This is a genomic window from Dyadobacter sandarakinus, assembly GCF_016894445.1.
Lineage (GTDB): Bacteria > Bacteroidota > Bacteroidia > Cytophagales > Spirosomataceae > Dyadobacter > Dyadobacter sandarakinus.
The window spans coordinates 134,746-159,448 of the sequence record NZ_CP056775.1 but is presented as its reverse complement, the minus strand read 5'-3'; the positions used below and the strand labels follow the sequence as shown (position 1 = coordinate 159,448).

13 protein-coding genes are annotated in these 24,703 nt (G+C 46.6%); 1 reads left to right on the top strand and 12 read right to left on the bottom strand.

Going from position 1 to position 24,703, the window contains the following annotated elements:
- The first annotated feature begins 423 nt into the window (after window positions 1-423).
- Window positions 424-4,341: a RagB/SusD family nutrient uptake outer membrane protein gene (locus tag HWI92_RS00555; protein ID WP_204660271.1), complete on the top strand. Its 3,918-nt coding sequence runs from the start codon at window positions 424-426 to the stop codon at window positions 4,339-4,341.
- 38 nt (window positions 4,342-4,379) lie between these two features.
- Here the strand turns inward: HWI92_RS00555 and HWI92_RS00550 are convergent, their stop codons facing one another.
- From HWI92_RS00550 to HWI92_RS00495, 12 genes are all read right to left on the bottom strand, one after another.
- Entirely contained in the window at window positions 4,380-5,657 is a 1,278-nt protein-coding gene (locus HWI92_RS00550; RefSeq protein ID WP_204660270.1) for an McrC family protein, read from the bottom strand.
- A 5-nt stretch (window positions 5,658-5,662) separates the two neighbouring features.
- Window positions 5,663-7,318: an McrB family protein gene (locus HWI92_RS00545; RefSeq protein WP_204660269.1), complete on the bottom strand. Its 1,656-nt coding sequence runs from the start codon at window positions 7,316-7,318 to the stop codon at window positions 5,663-5,665.
- Window positions 7,319-7,368: 50 nt separating this feature from the next.
- Window positions 7,369-9,501, bottom strand: a complete 2,133-nt coding sequence (gene brxL, locus HWI92_RS00540) for a BREX system Lon protease-like protein BrxL (protein WP_204660268.1) — start codon at window positions 9,499-9,501, stop codon at window positions 7,369-7,371.
- A gap of 3 nt (window positions 9,502-9,504) precedes the next feature.
- Window positions 9,505-12,006: a PglZ domain-containing protein gene (locus tag HWI92_RS00535; protein WP_204660267.1), complete on the bottom strand. Its 2,502-nt coding sequence runs from the start codon at window positions 12,004-12,006 to the stop codon at window positions 9,505-9,507.
- Window positions 12,003-15,962, bottom strand: a complete 3,960-nt coding sequence (pglX, locus tag HWI92_RS00530) for a BREX-1 system adenine-specific DNA-methyltransferase PglX (protein ID WP_204660266.1) — start codon at window positions 15,960-15,962, stop codon at window positions 12,003-12,005. Before pglX ends, HWI92_RS00535 begins: the two co-directional genes overlap by 4 nt.
- A 48-nt stretch (window positions 15,963-16,010) precedes the next feature.
- Entirely contained in the window at window positions 16,011-19,661 is a 3,651-nt protein-coding gene (gene brxC / locus HWI92_RS00525) for a BREX system P-loop protein BrxC (RefSeq protein ID WP_204660265.1), read from the bottom strand.
- A gap of 12 nt (window positions 19,662-19,673) precedes the next feature.
- Complete coding sequence (locus HWI92_RS00520) at window positions 19,674-20,243, bottom strand: BREX protein BrxB domain-containing protein (RefSeq protein WP_204660264.1); 570 nt, start codon at window positions 20,241-20,243, stop codon at window positions 19,674-19,676.
- Window positions 20,224-20,997: a BrxA family protein gene (locus HWI92_RS00515; protein ID WP_204660263.1), complete on the bottom strand. Its 774-nt coding sequence runs from the start codon at window positions 20,995-20,997 to the stop codon at window positions 20,224-20,226. The genes HWI92_RS00520 and HWI92_RS00515 overlap by 20 nt, the downstream gene beginning before the upstream one ends.
- On the bottom strand, window positions 20,994-21,470 hold the full coding sequence (locus tag HWI92_RS00510) for a BrxE family protein (RefSeq protein ID WP_204660262.1): 477 nt from the start codon (window positions 21,468-21,470) through the stop codon (window positions 20,994-20,996). The genes HWI92_RS00515 and HWI92_RS00510 overlap by 4 nt, the downstream gene beginning before the upstream one ends.
- 91 nt (window positions 21,471-21,561) lie before the next feature.
- Window positions 21,562-22,305, bottom strand: coding sequence for a DUF6577 family protein (locus HWI92_RS00505; protein ID WP_204660261.1), 744 nt, complete (start codon window positions 22,303-22,305; stop codon window positions 21,562-21,564).
- Between the two features lie 663 nt (window positions 22,306-22,968).
- Entirely contained in the window at window positions 22,969-24,165 is a 1,197-nt protein-coding gene (locus tag HWI92_RS00500; RefSeq protein ID WP_204660260.1) for an ATP-binding protein, read from the bottom strand.
- A 113-nt stretch (window positions 24,166-24,278) separates the two neighbouring features.
- The gene (locus tag HWI92_RS00495) at window positions 24,279-24,572 is read right to left on the bottom strand and encodes a hypothetical protein (RefSeq protein ID WP_204660259.1); all 294 of its coding nucleotides are present in this window, start codon (window positions 24,570-24,572) and stop codon (window positions 24,279-24,281) included.
- Window positions 24,573-24,703: the final 131 nt, after the last annotated feature.

Below are 24,703 nucleotides of genomic sequence, written 5' to 3'. Positions count from 1 at the left end.
AAAAAGCTAATTGTGACAGTGCTGAAACGAAACCAAGAAAAGTTGCAAAATTACTTACAAAACAAAGCTCTAGCGCAAATCTAGCCATATAAAATCAGAGACGACATATCACCATATTACCCAGTCGGAACGATCGATTCATTGTAAAATATAGACCCCTAAACTACATATAATGAGAGATTACTGAACAAATTAATAGCTTCGACTTAATTTACAACGTCCACTAGCAGAGAATAATCTACACAAAAAGAAGCAGAAGATCTACGCTATCACGGGAATATCCAGTGATAGCGATAAAGTACTAACATGCCAGAAGAGAAAATAGAAAAACATTAAAAATAAGTCTGAAGCCTATCAATTTGGTCTGATCACGAGACTACAAACTTCGAGCGTCAAAGTTATAAAAATTCAAATAAAGCAAATATGGAAAATAGAAACCGTGAACTTGCAACCTCCGCCACAAGCAAAATTTACGAAAAAGTCAATAATGCTTTGGCAGAAAAGGACGGTGACAAACGATGGTTTTGGGAACTTCTACAAAACGCCAAAGATACAGTTGCAACATCAAATGGCATGGTTGACGCAAGGGTTATAATTGATTATGATCAGCATAAAGAGCCGTTTCTTAGGTTTGAGCATAACGGTACGCCATTTCGATATAGTAACCACAGATTTAAATTTGATGACCCCAAATGCTTGCTTCTTGCTGACTCGGGAAAGATTGAAGAAGATGAAATAGTAAGGGAGGACATTACCGGACAATTCGGAACTGGATTCCTTTCAACCCATATCCTGTCTCTAAAAATACTCGTCGAGGGCGTATACTTAGATCGTGACGAAAGATATTATACCTTTTCCTTTGTTCTGGATAGAAAATATAACAGTAAATTTGAATTAGCTGAGAAAGTAGAAAACTCACTAAATGAGTACGACAGTAATTTCAAACCAACCAATCAACCTAACCCAAACGGCTTCAATACAAGGTTTACCTACTACTTAAATGAGAATAAGGATGGTCTGGCCAAAGGATTTGATATTGTAAAAAACGGCATAAACGGAATACACAGTCTCATCCCCTATGTTTTATCGTTTAGTAAGGAAATCAGATCTATCGAAATTTGTGATAAAATAATTTCTCATAATATTGCCAAATCCTCACACTACAACAACTCAAGTAATAGGGAAAATCACGTAAAAATAAACCAAATTTCAAAAGAAGTATATGATTTCGATAGACGATTACAACAAAATTTCACTATTGAAATTGCAACTTGTTCGTCGCTTTCAGAACAAATTGACATCGCTATCCAGCTCAATCGAACTGATACATCCTTCAAAATTGTACCGCCTCAAAATGAACTACCCGTTCTATTTTGCACCTTTCCGTTAATCGGAAGTGAGCAATGGCGATTTCCAGTAATTTTAAATTGCAGCAAGTTCTATCCAAAAACGGAAAGAAATGGTATACTGCTTTTAACCGGCAAGGATAATGGAAACCAAGTGCGTGTGGAAAATGCAATTATTCCATTCAAAAAACTACTAGAATATGCAATTAAAGAAAAGTGGATGGATCTATTTTGGCTTGCCAAAACAGACTATGAAATTTGCCCAACTGAATGGACTTCAGAGGATTGGTACAAAAGCGTTCTTAAAACTATTCGGCAACACTTAACTTCACAAAAACTCGTTCTAACTTCGAACGGCGACTATATACAGCTCGGACAGGCATTTTTTCCCAGTGAAAAGGGAAACGAAAAAACAACTGATTTTTGGGAAATATGCAAAGATATAATTGGCCATTCAATACCGCAAAAAGAAGACATTCATTTGTGGAATGAAATTATAAAACATGACTACTCAACATGGGGGTTTGATTTAAGATATGATTTAAGATCGCTATTAAAAGAAATCGAATTTAAAAATAATTTATTACAATTGGCAGAAAATAGATTTTCATCCAACAACGATGAAGCCATTAATTGGTTGAATAAAGTATTTAACTACATTTTTAACGAAGCCGAGAAACCCGAACTATTGCAGTCAATATCATGCCTACCGAACAAAAAGGGTATATTTATGAAAGTCGGAGATATGAAAAATTTGTTACATTCTGATGTTGACTCAAAAATACCAGATTTAGTTATTGATATTTATAAAAATCTTAGTACAAAAAATTGGGCAGATTTTTTGCTTCACCCAAGTATTCTAATTTCGGAAATTGCTGAAATACCGAAATACGGAATTAAACACATCTCCGAAGACATCGATAAAATAATATCTGATAGACGGAGTGATCAAGATACAGTAAGAGAGGCTGTTAATCAAATAATTTCATATGCTTCTCCGCCCTCAGACAATGATGATGAATATGTAAATTGGCGTTTGGGGCTTTGGCAGCTTGCCAAAGACTTAGATGATAGTATTACTGAAATAAAAATAATAGATGGCTTAACTCCAAACTTTTGGAACTCCTCAGATAATTGGCTACTTACAACATTGGTGCATGACGTTCAAGCAACAAAGGACATTGAAACCCTAAAAGCAAGATTAAATTCTGAAACAATTGAAAACACTTTAAATTGGGTAAACCGTTTCATTAATTTTTACCTTTATAATAAGAAAGAAACGTACTACAGTGAAAAAAGTGTCTTCCCAAATCAAAATGGAATACTGAAGAAAAAGCAGGAAATCTTCTTTGACAACGGGATTATTAAACCCTTGAAGGATATTTTAGATAGGTTTACTTACCTATTAGAAAATCCATTGTATTGGTCTTTCACAAACATACTTTTAGATCAAAGTATAAGAGGCTTTGAAAATCACCAATCCAAGTCGACAGTAGATATTTCCGCAAAGATCAATGAGCTCATAAAAGCTATTGAAAAAAACTATCTAATAAATACAAAAGACGATATAAACGGTGCTTTTGAAGAAATTTTCTTCACACTGGTCTCATTAAGCTCAGAGCAGCAAAAAAAACACTATGGACATCGAGAGAAATTATTGACTTTTTCCTATTCAGTATTTGATAAAAATGTCGAAAAAGAATTGCAGATATTTTCTAATTTAGATGATTTTGATTTCACTCTTTCCAATGAGTATATTCTAACACTTATTGCGGAAAAATTGCAGAGATTAAACGGATTAGAAAACTTACTGGAATTCAATGATATATTCAAATCCAAAAGCAAAAATCAGGTTATTGAATGGCTTGACGATCTGATACTTTTTATTGCCAGTTTTGAAGATGAAAAACACAGAAATTTATTAAATAAGTTTGCATTCATTCCCAATCAAAGAAATAATTTTTGTACTCTAAAAAATCTAAAAAAGGACGATAACATTCCCGACGATTTAAAAGATATCGCCAACGCCAAATATCTTCGCCAAGATTGGGATGAATGGCTGTTACATAAGGATTTGAGAGGTGTTAGTGAAAATTTATTTGATGAAACAAATACATATTGCTTAAAGCATATCGCAGATGAAATAGATGGCTGTGTGAGAGATTTTAAAGGCGATAAGCAAGAGACAGCTTTTTCCGAACTTGTATTTTTACTTAATCAATCCAGCTCCGTAAAAAAAGATGTAGAAAAGAAATACTTCCCTTTCTTCTTAAACAACAAGGATATGCTCATTGTGGGCACATTGGGTGAAGGGCGAGATTTAGATAACGTTTCTACAATATTACAAGATCGTGAAAAGCTAGATATTCTGGCAAAAATAGCTAAAAGTGGAATCGCGATAGAACAGTTAATGAATTTCAACGATGCATTGAAGTTGGTGGGAGCTGCCAATATTACAATTCTGGTTAAAGAAGCAAAACTGGAGCAAGAAAAAGTCAACTTTCAAACAAACTTAGGCGATCTTGCTGAACAAATTTTTAAACTGGAAATTGCAAGTAAGGGAATTGTGGTAGAACGAACAGGCTACGGCTCAGATTTCATTCTAAAAAAGAACAAATTTTCTTGTCTCGTTGAAATAAAGTCCTTTGTTATTGGCACTGATAGCTCAGTAAAAATGACCTCCTTACAAGCACAAACGGCGGTTTCATCTGACAGCTACGCGTTGTGTGTCTTCCCAAAATCTACTACTCTGCCAACTGACAGTGATTTTCGGGAAAAAGTACTATTTGTGACTAATATTTCAGAAATTTTAAAAAATTCAGTTGTATGTGCAAAGGAACTCGAGGAACACAGACTCAGCGCGACAAAACAGCCGATTGGTTTAGAGTTCGAGAAATGGGAATATAAGTATAATGTGGCTTCGTCTATCTGGCAGGAAGGAAAAAACTTAGAACAATTTATTCACCACATAGTTATAATGGCCGAGGCATTGTAAACTTTCCTTTTCAGGAAAGTTTACAATTTCGGGAAAGCCTACACATGTACATGCGGTTCATAGTCCTTCGAATTACAGATTAGGTGCCATATATTAGTCGCAATATTTCTATTTAGCCCTCTCTCACCTAATACAGGTAGGGTACAGAGCTGGCAATGATGAATGCCGCCGGCGCCAGCCAATTTGAATGGGCGTGAAATCGTATCTTGGTTCTGGTCAGCCGCCGGATAGATAAGTAAACTCCGGGAGGCTCGGTAATGATGGTTGTAAGTAAACATTTGCTTCAAGTCATCACTAGACGGAACAAGCTGCGTATTCACTTTCCACTTGGTGTCCACAATAATATTAGGCCACTCTTCGTCCCTAACTTCTTTCTTTTCCAAATAGATGTCTGGCTTGATACTATGATTTCCCCAAAACGGCTTTGTGTTTTGACAGTTAATAGTATAGGCATTAAAAAGATCAGACTTTCTGATTCTCTGCCAGACATACTGCTCCCAAACCCGATTCATGTCGAATAGAAGCGCTAACACCGGCTTCCACCCAGCCATTAAATCAGGATGGTAGTTTAGAAGTAATAGTTCACAGAGTTGAATAGCGGACCGATAGACGCTCGTCTTTCTATTATAAACCAGCTCATCGAATCGGTGTGAGCTAGTCGATATGTCTGCTTGTCGAGGAAAATTGAGTAGCAGCGTGTGGGTGCGGCCGACAAGTAACGTTTGATAGGTTAGCGAAGGAATAAGTCTCAACGTTTTATAAAGAAGTTGATTGAGTAGATTATCGTTATCATAGGTGGGATAGTCTACACAAAAGCGCTCCTGATGGGCGTAATTTTGGGTTATTTGCCGATGTACGAGTAATCTGCCTTTACAAGCTCCCCTATTTTCCTGCACCCGCCGATAAGCCTTCAATAAACCCTGATGTTGTAATAATTCAACCTCATCCAGAAAAAGGGCGATATACAACTCAAGGATTGAATGTGACTTGACACGAAGGGAAGCTTGAGTGGGGCTTCGAACGTCTAGCAAACGGCTTTCAATCAACATGCCGACCAGTACTTGCTGCCACAAATTAGCATCACCCACGTTTCCCACTTTCGGTAAAATTTCGATCGTTAGTGATCCAACCCGGATTATACCCACGTATTGACTAAACTGTACACCCTGGTGGATCAGTTTGAAGTAAGGTTGGGGCTGCTTCTCATAATATCGGGTCAAAGCCGTTAAATGCTGTTGGGTAAAAGTCGATGACTCGTTGGCGATGACTCGTAACTTATCGTGCTCAAATACCTGAATAATCGTATCTCTGTTCATACAGTTCACAAAACCCCCCTAATAGCGTCAAGGGTTACCGGTTTTAGATCCCATAGGACAACTTCCTCATACTCGCTGGCTAAATCGGCGTCAAAGTCAGCAAACGAGGCTATTGATATCCGCTCCTCAACAAATCCTCTGCCAAGCACCAAGCCGATTTTTCGGTAGTCGTTATAGAAGTACTCCTGTAATAAAGGAACAATGCTGTAGCTAAAGGCATCAACCAGCTGCTGTTCGGTCTCCACGCTAGTAAGAAAAGCATGGCCAACACGCTGCTCTCTATTTCCCAATCGTTCCAACCGGTGATTTATGGTCGTTAGCAGTTGATGCAGCGGAATGTCTGCAATAGAACGGTTTAATAAAGAGGGGTCAGGTGAGATCTCTCGGAAGATGAACCTGCGCCGTAATGCAGTATCGAGGGCTTCAATACTCCGATCAGCCGTGTTCATCGTGCCGATTACATATAGGTTCAAGGGAACACCGAAAGGTTTTTTGGAATAGGGTAAGATCAGACTTGTTATTTCTTGATCCGCGCCCAACCGCTTATTGGTTTCCAGCAGCGTTATCAACTCACCAAACGTAGCTGATACATTCGCCCGGTTGATCTCATCAATAAAAAGTGCGTAAGGGGGAGCTTGTTCAAACCGGGTTTCGCGTTCCTCCTGAGTCACTGCCAGAGCCTGTGACAAGGAGTCAAATCCCGCTAGCTTAGCCGCTTCATCACAAGCCTTGTAGAAAATGCCAGGTTCAATAGTGTAGCTAATTTGTCCACCCCCAGTTTGGCCCACAATTGGCTTAAGCCCCTCGATGAAGTCTTCGTAGGTAAATGCCTGGTGAAAGGTGACGAATGAATAGCGTATGGGTTTGCCCTCCTCCTGGAAGTAATCGAAAAGTTTTGTTTGTAGATAGTAGGTCTTACCCGTTCCCGGTGGGCCATAAAGCAAGAGGTTTTTACTGGGTAAGATAGACGAATCGATTTGCATCGTGACCGGAATGGGAAGGTCTTCAGAAGAAAGATCGGACTCTTCAGAAGCACTATCAGTAGATGTTTTATACCGATCCTGACGAATCTTCATTTTTGCAAGCATGTGTTGAAATGCAGCCAGTTCAATCCGTTTTCCAGAAAAGTCAGGATACTCTTTTTTTGTATCTGTAATAGCAGCATCAACAGCAGGCAGAATCCCATCGATAAAGCTTTTTAGTTCACTAAGAGCAGCCTCACCACCAGAATTTGACTTAGATGATTTAGGATAAATACCAAACCAAAGCATAGCATTAGACTTAATAGATTGTCTAAACTCTATTCCATGTTCAGTTAACTGAAACGCAATTTGATTTGCCAAATAATGGCATATCTGTAAGGCGGGATTTTCCTCAAGGGCTTCTGCTGCGTTAGGCGTGAAAACTTGAAATTGGTACTCAAATCCATTATCTAACGGTTTCACTATAAAGCTGCAAAAATCAATAGAAGCGCCCGGGTAGTAGATAGGTACGTGCCAACAGGTAAATCCCAAATAATTTGACGCTTTCGTGCCGATGAAGTAATCGGCTTCGGCTCCCTTTGATGCCTTTTTGCGAACGGAGAAGGTAAATGAAGGATCTTGTTCGTGTTTATGCCAAAGCGTCTCATAGACGGCACTCTCTAGTTCGGGATAAGTCATAGTCGCGTCTGCCAGGTATAAATAATGGGTTTGTAATCCCAGAAGTAAATCTAACTTTTAAAAAAATCAATATTTGTTTCCAGGCAGGGGCGCAGACCATAATCATTGGTGCCAATCTGGAGGTAATTTCCGGCTGGAGACTGGAAATAGTCGAGGCCGCGACCCAGGCGAACACGCCAGCCGTTACTGAGCCACACTTCCCGGTCGTGCAGCGTCTCGCTGAAACGCAGCGTTAAAAAGACTCCCTGTTCTTCCAAGCTATCACCTAGCTGCGCAAACAATACTTTGTTTTTCTCCTGTTGTTCAACAGAGTCTGCCCCGGTGACTAAAGTGACTTTCTCGCAGTCGCCCAGTTTTACCAACAGCTCACAAAAACGGAGAAAGTTACCAATCTGGTGGGACGTCCGGATAAAAGGGTCTTCCACTACAACCTCCACAGCACCAATCAGATACGCACCAAACACAGTCTCATAGCTAAATCCTCGGTCACCGTAATGAATTTTAACATGCTTCTCAGTGAGCGCTGGTGGAGTTAACTCAATAATCGCATTTTCATCGATCTCTGCATTTGTCAGCTCATCGGCTGTTGACGGTCGAACTGATTGAGCCGGCTCGTCGATAAGGACTCGCTTAATGGCTGCTGGCTCCTCAACTAACTGCTCTGCGCTGCGCCGTGGATTTTGGGTAGCCGTTGCATATCGGCTTTCCGGGCAGTAGATGATCTGCTCGATACCAGCAGAATCCACGAAGGAAAGGTCAATCAACGCAAACTCGTCATCGGGTTTACGCTTGTTCATTTGCTCTTTAACCCGTCTGCGCCCCTCAATAGCATAGGCTACTAACTCGTCTAGTTCGACCGGGCTGGGTTTGCCATCAGGGTGGATAATTTTGAGCAGACCACTAATTGTTTTACGAATAGCCAGTTCGTCGCGGCCCTGTACGTTAGGGCCTAGCTGAACCCGGTTTACAATATTAAAGTACTCCGTATTATGCTTGAAGAGGTAATGGAAAGCCTCGGCCATGTAGTCGGTGATGAGTCCGAACTGGTTGGTCAAAAATTTCTGGTCGGTTTTAGGGATTTCCCAACCGGGCAGGAAGAAGAAAAACCGATCCTGTACGGCAAGGTCAAAAGCTTTTGGTAACGTTATGAATAGGTCGTGCTGATAGGAATTTACCAACTGTTCGACAGAGTGATCGATGTTACCCACGAAAGCAAAACTGGCCGAAGCAATGACTTCCTGACCACGCGAAAACCGTCCATTAGCCATGTAGTCCTTCATGATCTGGATCGTATCGCTGTCTTTGATCTTCATATTACCGACTTCATCAAACCCGATATTGTCCCAGAAACCGACCGCGCCAACCTTCTTGCGGGCGTTATTGTAAAGCAACGTCGCCGTACTGGCCTGGCCACCACTAAGCAACGTGGAGTAGGGCGAAAACTCAGAATAGAAATACGATTTCCCCGTGCCACGCGGACCTAGTTCTAAAAAATTGTAGTTGCTCTGCACCAACGGAATCAACCGGGCTAGAAAGTGCAGTTTTAATCGCAGGCCAGAAGGGAATTTTGACTTTATTTCGGGGGGTGGGTTGTCCATGATGGCCGGATTCAGCCCTACACTCCGCAAAATGACATCAATCCACTCGTCGCGCGTGAATGCCGAACGGCCTGTTAAAAACTGCTGCTCGTTGAACCGGGCTAGTTGGATAGGCTTTAACTCCTCGATATAAAACGCGTAATCGTCTTCCTCTACGTCGTTATGGGCTACTTTCACCTCAGCCCAGATACCACCTTCCAGCAATTTCTCATTCTCAGCGTAGAACTTCTCATTTATAGCAATGTGCGTCGAGTTGAAGTTCTCCATGGCGGCCCAGTGCCGTCGCTCGCGTTCGTAAAATTTAACGTGTACTTTGTCGATAAATTTATGTCGCCCTTTCTGGTGAACTATTGACTGCGCCCGGTTAGCCTCGTTAGGCCGTACGTAATTGCTCTCAATCACGTTCAACACGGCCTTCTTGCCTGCTTCAATTTCGTCGGGATCGTCGGTTGCGCAGTACTTGGAAAGCAGAAACTCCAGCACGAACGAGGGTACGTTAGCCGCTTTCTTTATCTGGTGGACCAGATCCTTCCGGACTACTTTGCCCGGAAACTGTTCATTCAATTTGTGATCGAGCGCGTCCATAAGTTAAAACGAATAGTCAGTTCTGAGCGATAATGTATCGTATTGTTTGCCCGTGGCAGGATTGATGGCTACGACATCGAAATTGCCTTCGAAGTCCTCCCCCATTTCCAACGTGAGGCTGCTGGTGGTTCCGGGGGTTAACTCGACGGTGCCCGCTAGTAGATTCACCCCGGTTTGATCGGCCAGTGTGCCCACGACCTCTCCACTGGCCACGGCTTCGATGCGGACGATGAGTGGCTCGGCAAAAAGGCTCTCCGAAAAAGCCGCCACCTGAATAGATGGACGCAGGCCTGTAATAAAGCCTTTTTTGTGACTAAGCGTCACATCAGCCTTCGATTCCGTTTTGACGACTGCCAGCCGCACCGTCAGCACCGGCACAATATTTTCCTGGAGAGATAGGCCTTCGTGGAAATAACGGGTGTTGGCCTGGTAGACACCAAACTGCCGGGCGAAGATGAACTGAGTGGCATCACTGCGAAGGGAGAGCCGCTCGGGCGTAAAACCAAGGCTGGCATCACCGGGGGTACCGATGCCTGCCAGACAGCGTTTTTTGGCCAGCCACCAGTCGCCGGGTGGTTTGGGCATATTGTCGCCCGGCTCGTAGTCAGGGTGGAGCACAAAGCCGTGATCAGCGGCAATGATGACCTGTTTGTAGCCCACTTGCTTGAGTTTATTGACCGCCCGAACCAGCTTTTTGGCTGCTTCCTGAATGGGTAACAGGGCATTGCTGCCCAATGATTCGCCAGAGGTATCAATCTCCGTGAGCGATAAACACAGCAAGTCGAAGGGCTTCTGCTTAGGGCTATTAAGGAAGTTGTCCAGCGAATGATGCTGCATTCTGTCGCCAAGCCGGGTACGTAGCACGCCCACTCGGTCCTGTAGGTTCTTGAGTACCACCCCATCAAGTTCGGCTTCCATGGACTCGCCAACATGTCTTAGGTAAAGCTTTTGATCCGCATCAGGCAATAGGGCTGCCATAGCCAATTTAGTTACCGTCGGAATGAATGCAGCGGATGGGATCAAATCGACGATATGCCCGTTTTTGGTCAAAGCCGTACCCACTTCCTTGCCTAGCTCGAAGCGTAGTGCATCGGCCCAGATGTAGGCAGTAGGCACATGTGCCTTAAGATTAGGTTCAATGTACTTGTTCCAGACCGAGGTGTTCTGAAACGGTATCGTACCAGGCCAGCCCTCTCCTACAAATAGCGATTGATACCGCTTTTGCAGCAACTCACTGCGGTTGCGGTAGGTTTGTCGCACGCGTTTGATATACGTTTCAATCAATTCGCTGCGGTCAGGCAGAATGTCGGTGTATTGTTCGAATGACCGTTGAAACTGGTCGAACCGGTACCAGTGGTTGGCGTACTGCTCAACCAATTGAGCTAGGGTCTCGTGACTTTGGATGGCCTCGTCGGTCAGGGTACCAGCGAAATGAAGTAGTTCCGCTCCGCAGCGGGCTACCTGCCAGTTGGCCGCCCGCTGCGGGTCGTGCCCCTCCCAGATGTTGCCCTGTACTAGTGACCACTCCTCGGCAGCTTCTGCTAGTTTGCCTGCCAGAATATCGTTGATGTAGCGGTGAAAATAGGTGTTGTCTTCAAAGGCGAAGGTGATGATCTCGCCGAGATCCGTTTCCTGAGCAAAAACTTCTGACAGGCCCAAGTCTTCGTCTACTTTACCAGCGTTTTCAACGTACAGTTCCTCCCATCCTTTTCGTTGCCGCAGCGTTTGACCCAGTTCCAGTATAAGCTTGCGCTGATTTTCTCCGCCCCGAGGTACGTTCGCAAATTGAACCGGCAGTGGTACAGGCAGGTCATAAACAAATTCGCTGAAGAGCACATACCGCCAGATTTCTTCCTGCACGTCTGGCAGCGCACTGCCGCTGCTTGCTTTAAGCCCCAACTGCTGTTTAGCGAAAGTCTTCCATTCGGCAGTGATCCCTCTTTGTTTTTTCCAGGCGGTCGCCATATCAGGCGATCCCGTCATGATGGCCAGCACCATTTCTGCGTCGGAACGAGTTCCGCCCGATTTCCCCCCGGTGAGGGTTTGCAAGAGCGCGTAGGTGTTACCGGCTCCCAGCGCATCGACCGTCTCGAAGGACGGCTCGCTATCGACAAAAAGGGTATCAATCTTCGATTCCTGACCAGGGTAGCAAGACTTGCACAGTTCAATATACCGGTCGGCGGGAGTGAGGGGAAAGATGGCTCCTCCAAGGCCAAACATAAAGTAGGGGTCCTTAATGCGGGCCTGATTGTCGGTTGGCGACTTGAGCGCCAGGTACAGCACCAGCCGGGCCTGCTCATTGGCGGGCAGTTCGACAGTATAAATTCGCTGGGCCTCTTCGCGGGCTTTGATGAACGATTTGCTGGCATCGACTACGTGCACCAGGTCGGAGGCCAACGTTGGCACTAGGTCATGGTAGCGGCCATTAGGGTCATAGACCAGCAGGGTTGGTGAATCTACGAGCTTCTGCCGCAGATAATCCGCTATGTACTGGTTGATGGTCATGGCAGTATGGTCGTTTGATCAGTGGTCGATTTCTTTTTCCCTTTTGGTCCGCTACCGGAGACTTTGGGGGTACGTTCCTTCTTCTCCCTGGGTTTTACACTACAAGTATCTTCCAGACCGTGAGCGATGGCCATACTCAGGTCGGTTTTGCACTTGTCTTTTACCCGATCCGGCCAGATGGGCAGCGTTAAGTGTGCCCAGTCGTAGTCGCCCCGCTGTAGTTCTTGCCAGGCAGCTTCGGTGGCCTGCTGCCACTTGCGGTTACGGAAAAAGCCGTGCAGCGGAGCGGCCGTGAGCAACACGCCATCGTCGTGGTTGGGGCGATACGGCAGGTCGGCAATGCGGAGCAGGTCGGCTTCCATTTGAGCTAGTTCAGCCCGGAGCGACTGCCAATCGGCCAGCAAACGGCGGTCTTTGTCGGTGGGGGTGCCCGATGCTTCCAACCGACGAATATCATCGGTGAGGGCGGCTTGTTTGGGCTTTAAGTACTCGCCAACGATGCGGTAAAGGGTTTGGTCGTTGAGCCGTGGGTAATACATCCAAATGGTGTATCTGCCAGATGGTACTGACAGGGGCCAGTAAATTGGCGCTGTGCGTTTGTTCTGGGTGTATTGGGCCAGATGGGCCGCAAAGAAACGATTGGGTTGACTCAGGTAGTCGGCAAGATCATTAGCGCCTAACAAAGCGGCCAATTCCCGTTCGATGGCATCGGCCTGCTCATGGTACAGGTAACGCAGCGTGGCCCGAATGCAGCGCATCAGATCGGCGGGGTCGCCGTCTTCCACTACTGCTAAGCCATCCATACGAAAGGGAACGGGGTACTCCAGCAGCCCATCCATGTTTAAACTGGCTGGACTTTGGGCTGGTAGGGGGGCAAAAATATCCTCACGAATGGGAATGCGCTCCGGGTGATGGGCCAACATAACATTCCAGCGGCCAAAGGCGACGCCTACGAGCCAAGAAAGTACACCCTCGGCCAGTTCGAGCTCCGATACATTGAAGACCGTACCCTCCGGACGAGCTTCTTCACTGTTAGTTATTTCCCGAATGTGGGCCTGATCTTCGGTAGTAATACCGAAATTGGCGTATACCTGCTCGTTAATCTGGACCAGCGAAGTCAAATGTGCGGTTTTACTTTGTGCAAATTGGCTCAAAACGGTTTCAATACTCTGGCTTATCGACAAACCTGATTTTAACGCTGGGCCAGTGAAATATAAACTCGTTTCTTCTCGCTCAAAAACCTCCTGAATCAGTCCATGATTGAGTAGCGTTTGTTTGGCAAGAAACGTCTCTAAGCTTTCGGGGAGGGTTGGATAAGGTGATTTGTTTATTACTCCATTTATGAACTGAGGATGGTTTGCTCGCTCCATACTTAGTTTCAACACATAGTCGAAGTAATCAGAGTTCCATAAGGAGCACGCGGGTAAGACGTCCAGCATGTTTGGAAATACTGTCAAAAATCGTCTTGCACTTGGAATACAACTTGCTGGAATAATATGTGGCTCAAACTTAGCTGTACGGACAGACCAACTCAAACCTACTCGAAAGTAGTATTCTTGACTGGAAATCTGTTTCGTAACAGATCCATATAGTTGCTCCGAATAAGTTTTAACGACCAAGCCGTTATTTTGCCAATTAATAACGGCTGTACCAGGAAAGACGTACCGTATACTACCATCTGTCATCAGAAAAAGTGGCCAGTCTCTACCTGACTTTTTGTCACGAGGTACTTCCCAGCAATTATAGACGAACCGAAAATTATCAGATGTACCCGCACCCTGTTTACATGTTCTTGACAGACCTGTTTCAAAAGAACTGTAATCTTCATGTAATGCGAATGTTTTATTATCAATCCAGTAACAAAGCGGTTCATTAGGGATCAACCGAAATCGACTCGTTTTTTGGTTAAAACGGTTTTCTCCAGTTGTAAGAGCATTGAAGAGCATTGCTTCCTTCTGGTCAGCATTTGCTTTGGTGGCTCTCAGAAATACGGAAGTAGGATTATCCTTTCGCCCCATAACGTAAGCCGCTGTCTCCACCATCGCGTCCAATACGCCCATGCCGAGATCGGCCATGTATTTTAGGTATGTATGGTGAATGATGTACTTCTTTCGCCAATTCAGATAAGAGCCTAGGAAAAAAATGGTACGTGTAGAGATAGCTCCCAGCAAACCCACGTCTGTCAGCATCTCGTGCATACGCTCCACAAATACAGCGGCTAAATCGCCCTTTCCGTCGGGGTATGTCCTATCCACGTAGGCTTTGGTAGCCACGGAGGTTGCGCCAAAGGGCGGGTTCATTACCACTACATCGTAACGCTGTCGGCAGAGCTCAATGAAGGCAAAGCCCCGTGCGGTGTCATCAGCAAAGAGTAGCTTCTGGTAGGCATCTTCCGTGGTCGACGACTCCGCCAAACGGCGCAAGTGGTCCAGTACCTCATGCTCCGCCTTCTCGAAGAACTCTTCGCGTTGTTGCCGGTCGTTGAGATTGCCGATTTGCTCGGCCTCGGCCTGCGCTTCGGCGTCGAACAGATCGCCCTGATTGGTTTTAACCAGTGTATTCCAGTCGCGTTCAATCCGGCCAATTTCCTGCCGGATCTCGTGCTCAATACGCAGCACCACGCCGGTTTCGCCCGCTAGCTGCATCTGCTGCCAGAGGTGCAGCACCAGTCGACGCATGGGTTTGCTCAGGCCCTTTACGGCCTCGCTCAACAACTGCGGATTTCCGGGCATAGCCTCGGCCAATACCAGGTTGCCACGCGTAATGGCCGGCCGGTTGGCGGGGGCCAGATTCATCTCGGCAAAGCTGCGTTGAGCCCGCAGCCACAGGCTCAGTCCGGCCATTTGCAGCGCCCGAGGGTCAATGTCTACCCCGTGAATATTGTGCGCCAGAATCAGCGACGGTACCTTCTGCAAAAACTCGGCGCGCGTCATCACATCACGCAGATCACCCAGAAGATGGGGGTATTTATCCCATGCCTCGCGGTAGATAATCTCCAACAGATCAAAGGCGTACAGCCCAAAGTGCATAGAACCGCAGGCCGGGTCGAGCATCCGAATGTGGCGGGGGTCTTTGGGGTTTGGGATTTCCGGTGCGTCCACGGTCGATTCCTTCACCATAAACAGGCAACGGTCGGCCAGTTCGGTCTGGCCACCCGTCATATCGTACCAGATGCGGCCCAAAGTGTTATCGATCAGAAACTGCACTACATAACGAGGTGTAAAGAACTGGTTCCGCACGGCCAGTTCGCGGCTGTTACGGGGAGCCTGCGCTTCGCGCATTTGCTTACGCTCGTCGTCAGCATTGTAATACTGGTACATCCAGCCAATAGTTTCGTCTTCCTGCCAAAGGTTCAGCACAGGCCGCCCTATCTGCCTAAACGCTTTGATGTCTTCGGCATTAAGCAGTTCAAACAGTTTTAACAGTGTCGGTTCGGTGGGGAATAGCAGCGCGTAGGGCGAATACCTGTCAAAGACGGCAGGTAGGTCTAGGGCCAGCTCGTCGAACACAGCATCGAGGTACCAGCTGTAGCGCGTAAACTGGTCGGCCGACATACCCTGGCCAGTTACCGAGTCAAACACCTGAAAGCCTGCCGAATTGTAGCCCTGTCGAACCGTTTCAGTAATGATGGTCCGTTCCTCGGCCATACGCAATGCGGCAAATCGGTTCAGGACCGTGAAGGCCTGTTCTCGCACCAGTTGCTGCACGGCGTTTTTCTCTTTGTCCTTGGCCGTAACGATATTGCCGTAGAGGTATGTTAGGCGGTCACGCAGTAACCGCGCCCGATAAAGCCGGTCGGTATCGCGGGTGGTGAGTTGTTCCAGCGGAAGAATAGAGCCGTCAGGCCGGATGCCGTAGAACTGCTGAAGCTGACTTTCTACATCGGCAATCAGCAGCCGTTTCACGGCCTGTACAAACGCGTATAGTTTATTTCGGGCGTCTTTGGTTAGGGCCATTGATATGTCAGAAACCGGTAAGCCGGTGTGATTAAAGAGTGAATCAGTTTACCAGATCAGTTCGATGACCTCGCCATCAGTCAGACCATTTTTCAGAGACTGTAACTCCTTGATAATGTGGTCGAGGTCTGTCTTTTTTGTGATTTTTCGGGGTAAATGTACTAACCGAACGGTGCGCGTTTTCGGCAGGGGCGTTCCAGGGTCGGCCACCACCGGACGAGTAGTATCCAGATTGCGGTAGGGCAAGGGATCGGGGGTCGGGGGCGCGATGTTATTATCGGCCGCCATCTGGTCTATCTCCGTGTGCAGGTTGCTCAACTGCGTCTGCAACTGAAAGCCTTCGTTCACAATATCCTGAATACCCTGAATGCCGCTCTTGTTAGTAATTTGGGCTTTGCTCAGGCGCTGTTCAATCTCATCGCGCTGTTCGTCGGTCAATTGGGAATATGCCGACCGGTTTCTCACGTCGGCAATGGCCTTATCGAGCCGGGCGTTCTCAGTTTGTTCAAACTGCTGGCAGGCCAGCTCGATGCTTTGCTGCACCTTGCCCAACGTATCTTTCAAGTCGGGAATCCGGTCGTAAAATTCATCGATGCTCAACATCTGATCGGCAACGCCCAGTTGTCCGACCACCTCCGTCCGAAGTAGCTCAATAATAGGTACGTTCGGTAGGGTTTGTACGCTTTTCTGAACCTCACGCAGCGCCCTTACTGTTTTTTCAGTCGCCTTGTTGTCCAGGCACTCCCGCACTTTTTTGGCCCATTGCAGATCTACGTACAGTGTGGCATCGGCTTTTCCTAGTCGGAAGGTAGCATCGGAGCCATCACCTTTCAGGATCTCGGTGATACCGTCCTGCAAACTCTTTATACGGTCGGCCCCCGGCAAACCCAGCGTTTGCAGTCGAATATCCAGGCCTGCGTATTTATCTTTCAGGTCGGGGAAATGTTTGATTACCGTTTCAGCTATTTTCTGCGGCAGGGGCAATACCGATACGCCCGTCAGGGCAGTCAGGTTCTGAGCGGCTACTTTTTTCTGTTCGTTGCTGGGTTGATCGCCCGTTTGCAGGGTAATGCCGATCTGTCCAAAACCAGTAGCATTGGCCAATTTTTCGATTGACGTAGGCCCTTTCACCGTCACGTATTCGCCCCCAATACGGAGCTTTACCATGGAGGAGAGAAACATCACGGCCACCAGATAGCGAGTGGTATCTTTCGACCAACCAAACTCCGGCTCATTGAAGCGGTCGAGCACTTTCTTGCCTTCGGCCTGTCCGTCGCGGCTCAGGAACTCCTCAATCGACTTCAGGGCCGATGCTTTCGTGTCGATGCTCCCGTCTGCTTTGATAAGGCCAAAGGGGTTCAGGGATTCGGGCAGGTTTTTCAGGTCGTCGTACTGAAGCAGTTTCTTGGCTGCGTCACTTTCAATGTTCTTGGGTGCCTGGTCATACTTGTGGTACACGGTCCTAGCCACCGCTTTCAGGCAGTTGGCCATTGCATCCTTGTACGAGGTCGCGCTGTAGGTCTTCGTCGTTTTGGCGGCTCCCCGGAAAATGAGTTGACCGTTTTCCAGAGCGCGGACCATGCGTTGCCGCAGCCGCTGTTTCAGTCGTTCGGCATCCTGCCGCTGCCCTTCCATGTAATCGGCTATTTCCTTGCCTTCATGCTGGTTGCGTTGCTTGTAGATATGCTCACATCGCACAATCTCTTCCAGATCAGCCACCCACGAGTCATCAAGTTGCCCTACGGCGTAGTAAGTATTCTCGGCCGTTTTTTCGGTGCTCAGGCGTTCCAGTTCCGTCACCGTCCGATTATACGAGTCGGGTGCTTCAAAATGCAGTTGAGCCTGAATGGTTTCGTTGATTTCCAGCACCGATTTCGTGCGCTCCTCAAAGGCAAGCTGTACGCCGGTGTTAACCGTTTTCTCGAGTACTTTTGCTGAAGGCACGCGTGGAAACAATTCCTGTACCTGCGTGTCCAGCAACTGACGCACCTCAGAACTGGTTGGAATGTGCTGGACCTTATTGTCGTCGATGCGCAGAATAGCATCGGTCATAAACCGAAGCTGCCCGTCCACTTCTTTTAGGGTCAGACTGCGATTACTTTTTAATTCATCAACCTTTTGTCGAACCTGATCTTTTAGCGATGGGCTGCTTACCGATGGGTGCATCATCACCGCCAAGTTGTTCACCGTCAGTGGAAAATCATCCACGATCTGCAACACCGCCACCGATTTAGCAATCTGGTGTTCCAGACTATCTTCGTTGTAAATCATGCCCACTTTATCGACAGCTTCTACTACGTACCCGTACGACTTTTGAATGTCGGCACGCAAAATATTGAAAATGCTGACGGTAGTGGCCAGCGTACCCACTTCCATTTCGGCCAGGGATTGGTGCGACCGGTCTACGAGTACATCCTGCACTACCCGGATTACGGAACGCAGGCCAATACCGCCCCGTCGTGATGCCAGTTTGCCCAACAGTGTTAGCAGGAGGGTAAAGTGATTGGGTAGAAAGGGATATAAGTCAATAAAGTCTTTCTCCGTCAGGTCGGCTTTGAAAATGGTTTTCTCCGCATTTTCGAGTTTTGTCCGAATGCGCAATGACTCGCCATGCTGGCCATACATGGCTTTCAGAGTGCTGTTACCGGCCGCCGATTTCCCCAGCAATCGTTTGGTTGCAATCTCCTTAATGTCCGAGGCCTCAATGTCAATCTTGATCGGAAAACGGTCATTGAGTTTGTAGAGCTTATCCGAATTATAGCGTGCATTGGCGTTGTCTTCCGTCAGCGTTTGCTGGGCGGTGGCCAGTAGCCACGCCTTACCCTGTCCAATATCTTTCAGGTTATGCAGCGTACCTTGCAAGGCCAGAATCAGATCTTCTTTGGCGGAAATGTACTGCCCTACCTCATCGACAATAAAGATCACGTTGTCGTGACCTGTTCGCTTACGGATTAAGGCCAGCATCTTGGTCATACGTTCCTGTTCGCTCTCAATACTGTCGATCTGCATGATCTGAAACGAGCGGGCATCGGCCCAGATCTGCGGATACAGAACCGGTGCCATGTTTTGGGCCATGGCCTTTGCTTTCAGCGGATTGTTATGCTTTACTTCATCCCAATCGGTGTCTTTCTCATTTCGGAGCGTCTGCTTGAAGGTATCGAGCTTGCCATCCATTTCCAGCATGCGCTCAAATAGGGCCATCTTCTCTTCCGAGGGGTAACCGGCCCATTTCATCACTTCGTTGTAGATGATTGTACCCACGGGAGCCAGGTTGTAGCTGCCAATCTGCTGGGCCGACAAGTCGATTAGAAATACGACCGGATCATACTTCTTCACCAGTGAATTAAGCAGCGGCTCGATGGTGGGTGAGTTGATGCGGTTGGCCAGCCGGTCGCGCAGGGGTTTCCCCTCGATAGTTCGCTTGTGGTCCAGGGCCAGACCAATATATTTGGAGAATGAGCTTTTGCCCGAACCGTAAAAGCCCGATACCCAGACGCCGATCTCGTGGCTGCTGTCCCTCAGGCCGGCATCAAGGGCCTCTAGTAAGGTTTCAAAATTATCCCGCAGCCTATCTGTGACCACATACTCGCCAATCTCTTTGGCTAAAGCTTCCTCGCTGAGATTACCAAACGTAACAACTTTTTCAATGGTCCGGTAAATATCTTTCGTCTCGTCGAATAATGTTTTTATAGAGGGCATTTCCTGGTATGGTTAAAGGTGTTTGGACCGGTATGAGCCGTCGGGCGGATAAATCGATAAAAAGTCAAGACTCGATCCGGTTAGCTGACCTGGATATAGGACAACCATCGGCATTAGAATATCACTGTACAGCTGCTGTTCAATCGGTCCAAAGCGTGAGTAAGGGTGCAGGCATTCCAGATCGGTAATAAGCAGTAACGCCTTTTTCAGGTGACTTACTTCAGCCTGTTTGGCTAAAATGGCCTGCTCAATGATCCGCTGGCTGCGAACCGACGCACCAAGGTCATCAAAAAGGCTCGCGATGGTCAGTGCGTCATAATACTGCTCCTGGTCCAGCCAGATTTCCCGATCAGGGCTATTGCCAAAGAAGTCGTTGATCACGTTGGCAATTGACACTAGGTGAACCGTCCAGCCTTTGAACTCAGCGAGTTTGGTCAACGTCTCCGTTTTTCGTTTAACGGACAGTGCTTGATCGGGAGGAAACGTCAGGTAGTAAATCTGTTTATCTCCCGCATAGTGGTTGGTGGACGGTCTGCTTAACTCGTCCAGCATGGTGTTGAATTTATGCTCTACTGATTCCATCGGCTGTAGCTTCTAGGGATTGGTAAAACCAGGAAATAGTCACTAACTCACCCGAATATTGGGCAATAAAGTGGCCACGCTGCGCCAGTTGTTTAATGCGACGGATCAGATCATTGGTCGATAGCCCCAACACCGCCCAGTCTGGTAACTGGAGGAGCTGCATATCTGACAAGCCCTTGAAATGGCCTTCATGCAACAGAAAGTTGACGGTGGCATCTGCGGGTGAAAAGTATCGAATAGCTTTGTTTTTTTCAATCAATCGAAAATCAATTAAACAGGCAATCAGGTGCTCTGCGACTTTCTGACTGGTTGAGGCCGACCAGGCCGTTGTCGTACGCCTTTCTGCAATAGCCTCCTGTATAAACTCAGCAGGATCAGTGGTTTGAACCCGACTCTCTCCAGCGGCCACCTTCGGCCAATAAACCTGCCGGATAAAATCGCTCAAAATGGTATTAACCCGGCAGGTGAACACCAGAAATAGTTGGTTTAGCACCTCAAAACCTATTTGATTCACCTGCAAGCTTTTCAGAGCCGCCACCGTATCGGAACCAGCGGCCACGTAACGCCGGAAAAAGTTGGAGCGAAGAATGTCGTCTACTCGGTTTTGGGTAGCCTTACCCAACAGGTCCGTTTCTTTTACGAAGCGACTAAACGCTTCTTTAGGCTGACCGGGTTGATAGGCTTCGAGCAGGACTAATGTCTCCTGAACCAAACCCGTAGCTTTCAGTAAGTCTGTAGTATATGCCGACGTCATGAGAAGTAAGGATAGGTTTGATACCCCTGTTGGTAGGCCAGCAGGTAATGTTTGGCCACGCAAATAAGTGCATCCATTGGATTGTCCGTCAGGTCGGTGTATAAGCCCGTCCGAACAGGGCCCGGCTGCGCGTCGATGGCCATGCCTTCGGTGATATGCGTCAAGTACGCCACTGCTGCTTCCAACCCAGCAAGAGGCAGGGGTTTTGTCGCTGCTGCTATGGCGCGGCTCAGTCGCTCCTCAACAGGCGTCGTTAGCCGGAACAAATGGTAATTTCCAGCTCCTACTGCCTCATCATGTTTGTGGCAGGCGATGGCACAGCCCAATCGGACAGCGGCTGCGGGGGCGGTGCGAGGCAGCACGAAAGCCAGCATTTCGGTCTCACCGGCACCGATTGGGGTTACCCAACCAGCTGCCTGGCTTAATGTAAGAATGGCCAATCTGGTGTGTAAAAGGTTTTCTATAAATCTCATCGTATTTCGTTATATCACGATTAATGCCACTAACAAACTGCCTACTATTTTGAGGCTAACTAACGTTAAGCTAGTCAGCTCTGATGTATCTTTATGGTAGTTGAGGTAAATAACTATCAAAGAGTGATAATTTATGTCGACGTCTGGCGTACCGTCGGAGTCGATCTTGATTCAATAAGAACCGGTGGCTGAGATCAGCAAAAAGAGATGGTAACTCCTCCACGAGGAAACCGAAAACATTGGCATCTGCGACCAAGTCAACTATAATTTTTTCGGCAGTAGGTACATTCAATTCATCATCATTTTTCCTCAGGGGCGCTTCGCTAATTAGTGGCTTCACTAGAAGCATGATCGACCGGCCGTGCGTATAGCGCTCCATCAGGGCCAAGTCATCAGATCGAATGATAGGAATTGACAACCCGTTAATGAACAAGTCATTGAGAATAAAATTGAAGATAGCGTCAACCTCGTCTCGCTCAACTTCAACCAACCAATAAGTAATCGTGGGTTGTTGCATAACAAACGAATGCAAGACAGACGTCGTCCAGACACAGGTAGTTATCAATGGGAACTTACGACCCAGACGCTGTCCGATTTCGCTTAATTCCTCTGGCAGCGTTGGGGTAAAACTGGATAAAATGGACTCATTACTGGCAACAGCATAGGAGCCACGACCTTTCCTTACTAGTTTTCCTTGCACAAGAAGAGTGTGAATATGCCAATCGAGCGTATTCAACTTGGCATGAGGATATTCCTCTCTTAGCAGAGAGAGCAATTTAAGCCTACTAATCGTTTCGTTGGGTCGTACTTGCTCTATTATCCTTTCTCGCTGCATAACGGTCTACCAAGTTTTGGCAAATATAGTGACAAGTGCCAAAACTTGGCTAATTTCAAAATACATATAAGAAAGACTTAAAATGACACTGCGAATAGGTTGATCAACTAAGTCCACACCTTAGGAAGAAGTAGTATCATACTATCGCACGTTTTCAACAAGTCGCTGATAACCTCGCTAACTTCAAGATCCATTAAATAAAACAAAACTATTGCCTTGCTGTTCATTAGCTATCTCATAGAAACATTCCGAAATCCACAGAATAGCCCTCGATCGCCAGCAGTTACTATATTGCCTCGTTGTTAAAAATTCTCTTTTATAGCTAGCTATGCTGGGCAGACCACCTTAGAACGAAACTCCCCTTGTCATCATTCTTTACAATAAGCCCTCCGGCGAATTGACTCCCGAAGGGCAAGCCGTTTTTCCATGGTCGAAGATGCGAAGCAGCATTTCGACCATGGAAAAACATAGCTTGCTACTAAGAAAAAACACCACAAATTCGAAACAGGTAGAAAACGGTTGAATTTGGTTGAAAAAGTTAGAATTTGGTCGATTTGGATAGAATTGGCTTGAATTTTCCGGGACATATCCATCAACAAGGCGCATTAGGATCGAACTACCGATTTTAACTCGGTGATTCGATCCTAATAGCAAACGGGAAAATCAGTACAACATCCCAAACATCCAAAGCGGAATCTTATCTCCATACCCCACTTCAAGCCCATCAGCACCTACATACGCATTCTCAACACCTGCGAGCTGTTGCCTGGTTTTGTTCGCCCCTCCTACTTCAACCGTCACCTTCCTATCCAGTTTGAAGTCTCCCTTCTCCGTGTACTCAACTTTATGTAGCGGCTGAACCTGGCTCAGGAAAAAGCTTTCACGCAATGTTCCAATATCCGGACGACTCTCGTGCAATGCATATTGAAGGTTTGGATGACTTAGATACACCTTCTCAGGTTTCTGCAATCTGGTGATGCCAAAGCTGTCCCTGTGTAACAACATGAGTACACCCAACTCTTCCAGATAATGCATGTACTCAACCACAAGTGCCCTACTCGTATTCAGCGTTTCACTAAGCTTGCTGATGTTCGGTTTCATGGGAACGCTTTCGGCCAGCACAACGAGCAGTTGTTTCAGCTTGTCAACAGAAGCATAACTTATCCCGTAAACGGCTGGCAAATCCAGCTCCAAACTGAGCTGAATTGTCTCGGTCAACTTCTGTGCGTAGACATCTTTATTCTCCAAAAAGTAGGGATAGTATCCATATTGCAGATAGTCATTCCAGTGAGCTAATGGTTTGATTGTCTCCGTGATATCCAGCGCTATTTGCGTGTGATTGTTCAAAAGATCTGGCAGAGTTACCGCAGACCAGGAAGCAATCTGCTGGATTTGAAGAAACTCACGGAACGAGAGTCCATGTAAATGATACATGACAGCACGGCGACTCAAATCACCTTTGCTGCGCTCCAAGTGCATGATGGATGAACCCGTAAATACGATTCGTAAATCAGGAAAGTCGTCGTAAAGGTTTTTGATTTCCTGCGACCAATTGATATATCGGTGAACTTCATCCAGTACCAGTAGCCGCCCGCCAGTCCTGACAAAAGCTTCACCTAGATCATAAAGTCGATGCGCGCTAAAATAAAGATCATCCAGGCTGACGTATAACGATTGGCCGGTTGGTAGCGCTATTTGCTTTAAATATTGCAGTACGAGGGTTGTCTTTCCAGCACCACGAGCGCCTTTAATGCCGATCAATCGATTTCGTTCCCAGTCGATTTGATGGATAAAGTCACGCACGAACTTGGTTGACGTGCGTTGTAGTTTCGGTAGATATTTTGTGAACAGTGCTTCCAAATTGCTATTTGTGAGTTACAAAAATAACACATTTCTGTAACTTACAAATAACATTTCTATTACAAAACAAAGTGGGAAGAGTATCTTGCTCCCAATCTGTCCATTGCGCTCAGCTAGTCGATGTCCAAGCCATTACTTGTGCAAAACGCTTCCAGTTCGGCCACAATCTCGGTAAGATACAGATTCCATCCAGAAACGTCCTTCAATGTTACCGTCGCTGTTTGATGAGCTGAAATCGCATCCTTCAAACAGGATAGCGAACGTGCAACTTTTGGTAAGATCGCTTGACTTGTCACTACCTCGTTGATTCTAAAACGTACCTCCCGCACCATATTCTTCAGCCCGACAGTCATATCAAGAAAATCTTTGCTAACCAGCGCATTATATTCGAGCCGCTTCGCAATCATGATCAGCGCTCCGCTTACTTTTAATAGGTTGGCTATTTACAATCTTACTTCTGGATCGACTGCTCTCGATAAGAGCACTGTTTTCGTGGTAAGCAACTTCTGCCGCAAAAACACGCCGAAAACAGGCACAT

What these genes read in the sequence shown, in the direction of transcription:
- HWI92_RS00555 (WP_204660271.1), top strand. Translation starts at nt 424, where the DNA reads ATGGAAAATAGAAACCGTGAACTTGCAACCTCCGCCACAAGCAAAATT.
- HWI92_RS00550 (WP_204660270.1), bottom strand. Translation starts at nt 5,657, where the DNA reads ATGAACAGAGATACGATTATTCAGGTATTTGAGCACGATAAGTTACGA.
- HWI92_RS00545 (WP_204660269.1), bottom strand. Translation starts at nt 7,318, where the DNA reads ATGACTTATCCCGAACTAGAGAGTGCCGTCTATGAGACGCTTTGGCAT.
- brxL (WP_204660268.1), bottom strand. Translation starts at nt 9,501, where the DNA reads ATGGACGCGCTCGATCACAAATTGAATGAACAGTTTCCGGGCAAAGTA.
- HWI92_RS00535 (WP_204660267.1), bottom strand. Translation starts at nt 12,006, where the DNA reads ATGACCATCAACCAGTACATAGCGGATTATCTGCGGCAGAAGCTCGTA.
- pglX (WP_204660266.1), bottom strand. Translation starts at nt 15,962, where the DNA reads ATGGCCCTAACCAAAGACGCCCGAAATAAACTATACGCGTTTGTACAG.
- brxC (WP_204660265.1), bottom strand. Translation starts at nt 19,661, where the DNA reads ATGCCCTCTATAAAAACATTATTCGACGAGACGAAAGATATTTACCGG.
- HWI92_RS00520 (WP_204660264.1), bottom strand. Translation starts at nt 20,243, where the DNA reads ATGGAATCAGTAGAGCATAAATTCAACACCATGCTGGACGAGTTAAGC.
- HWI92_RS00515 (WP_204660263.1), bottom strand. Translation starts at nt 20,997, where the DNA reads ATGACGTCGGCATATACTACAGACTTACTGAAAGCTACGGGTTTGGTT.
- HWI92_RS00510 (WP_204660262.1), bottom strand. Translation starts at nt 21,470, where the DNA reads ATGAGATTTATAGAAAACCTTTTACACACCAGATTGGCCATTCTTACA.
- HWI92_RS00505 (WP_204660261.1), bottom strand. Translation starts at nt 22,305, where the DNA reads ATGCAGCGAGAAAGGATAATAGAGCAAGTACGACCCAACGAAACGATT.
- HWI92_RS00495 (WP_204660259.1), bottom strand. Translation starts at nt 24,572, where the DNA reads ATGATTGCGAAGCGGCTCGAATATAATGCGCTGGTTAGCAAAGATTTT.